The 1,687-nt window shown below is 40.5% G+C and carries 2 protein-coding genes and 1 pseudogene; 1 reads left to right on the top strand and 2 read right to left on the bottom strand.

Translation table 11 applies throughout. The features are described from left to right. Window positions 1–182: pseudogene (locus AC1DWN_RS33435) on the bottom strand (SDR family NAD(P)-dependent oxidoreductase); the annotation flags it as partial. 23 nt (window positions 183–205) lie between these two features. Continuing rightward, window positions 206–784, bottom strand: coding sequence for a helix-turn-helix transcriptional regulator (locus AC1DWN_RS33430; RefSeq protein ID WP_477563135.1), 579 nt, complete (start codon window positions 782–784; stop codon window positions 206–208). Window positions 785–1,296: 512 nt separating this feature from the next. Between AC1DWN_RS33430 and AC1DWN_RS33425 the strand changes: the two genes are divergently transcribed. Continuing rightward, window positions 1,297–1,687 (top strand): phytanoyl-CoA dioxygenase family protein (locus AC1DWN_RS33425; protein ID WP_477563134.1); only part of this gene is annotated, 391 nt, incomplete at its 3' end.

Genomic DNA, 1,687 nt, shown 5'->3' with positions numbered 1-1,687 from the left:
GTTCTAGCGACTAAAATCATATGAATTTGAATATCCGCGAGCAGATATGCCAATTGCTCTCCTATGCCCGAGCTCGCACCTGTTATCAGAATAGTCTTTCCTTCTAATTTGCGTCTGAGCTTCTTTTCGTTTATATAGGCAGGCGGAAATAATAGATTTTCAAGAAAGCTATATTTATGCATAAGGGCTCTCCCCTCCCGTTCATTTATAGCTGGATACTATGCTGTTTAAATCTCGTTGGAGTAACACCGGTTATTTTCTTGAAACTCCGGCTAAAGTAGTGGATGCTTGTATAACCTAATAGTTCCGCAACCTTCTCGACGGATTCCGCTTCGAGAAGATATTCCTTTGCCTTGCGAATTCGTTCTAAGTTTAAATAACGAAGAGGTGAATAGCCGATTGTCTTTTTAAATATTGCGGTAAAGTAAGATGGATGATACCCGCACAACTTAGCTAAGTCAGCAATTGACCAATCCAGTTGCGGTTGTTTCCTAATAACTTCCAGGGCCGGGGCAACTTTTCGCCATTGTGCAGATGAATTGTATCCATTGATTTGATGACGGATAATCGTTACGATCAACTGCATCATTAACCCTCTGAGACTAGTAATATACCCTTTCTCTTCAAATCTGAACTCTCGAAGAATTTGATTAAAGTAACTTTCCAGATTGGTGATCAAAAAGTGATGGGGATACACAAAATCTCCGTAGCCATCAACGTTAATTGTATAGATTTGTGCAGGCAAGGCAAGATCTTTAGCGCTGCAGGTAATGATATTATCCATCGGAGAAACCGGCTCCGGTGATTCCTTATCCCAACTAAAGTGAATGCTTGTCAAAGTGCAGGGGTCAATCTCTGAACTTATTATCTTATGTGGTGAATTAGCACCATAAAATACACATTCTCCGGCAGTTAGAGAGATATGCTGATTTCCAAGGGTAAGTGTCGCCCACCTGCGACAACAAAAAGCAATTGGCTGTCTGGAATCGTGCGTGGCCCCCATTGCTGTCCGGGAAGAGAAATCGAGTGGTTTACATAATTAACTGTCAGCTTCAAATTTGATAAAACTCCCAGATGGATAATGTTTTGCATACCCTATCTCCCTCTCTAATTATGGAATTTGTTTCTATTTGAACATAAACATTCGGTATATACAATAGTAATTGTTCCTTGCGATCATTATCCTTTAAATGTGCAAAAAACCTTCCTGAATCCCTAAAGACTGTAATATTCCCACGTGTTAATCTTTGTTATAGATTCAAATGATAGCAAATAACAGGAGAGTGAGTGGATTAAATGTTAACACAAGAGCAAATCCAAGAGTTTGATGAGAAAGGTTTTATTAAGGGCGATATCCTATTAAATGATCAGGAGGTTGAGTTGCTCCGAGAGGAAGCTGAATTAGTCATGTCTGGAAAGTCGACCAAAAAGCCTGTTCTTAATAGAAATCTGGTGGACGGCAATACCGAATATGGCGTTTCCATGAGCCAATCAAAAACGGTTGTACAGATAGTGAATATATGGATGGCAAGCGAAGCGTACTTGAATCACGCGGCCAATTTGAAAGTTTGCAGTGAAGTGGCTCAATTAAGCAGATCCAACAAATTGCGAATCTGGCATGATCAATTTTTGTACAAACCGCCTGTAATTGGCGGCCCTACCGGATGGCACCAGGATCATCCTGCAT

It is taken from the genome of Paenibacillus sp. P4_A7 (genome assembly GCF_056402455.1).
The sequence above is the reverse complement of the archived record's forward strand: the minus strand, read 5'-3'. Positions and strand labels throughout refer to the sequence as shown.

Bases quoted from the DNA above. Each gene is read 5' to 3' on its own strand.
- AC1DWN_RS33430 (WP_477563135.1), bottom strand. From the start codon at position 784: ATGGATAATATCATTACCTGCAGCGCTAAAGATCTTGCCTTGCCTGCA.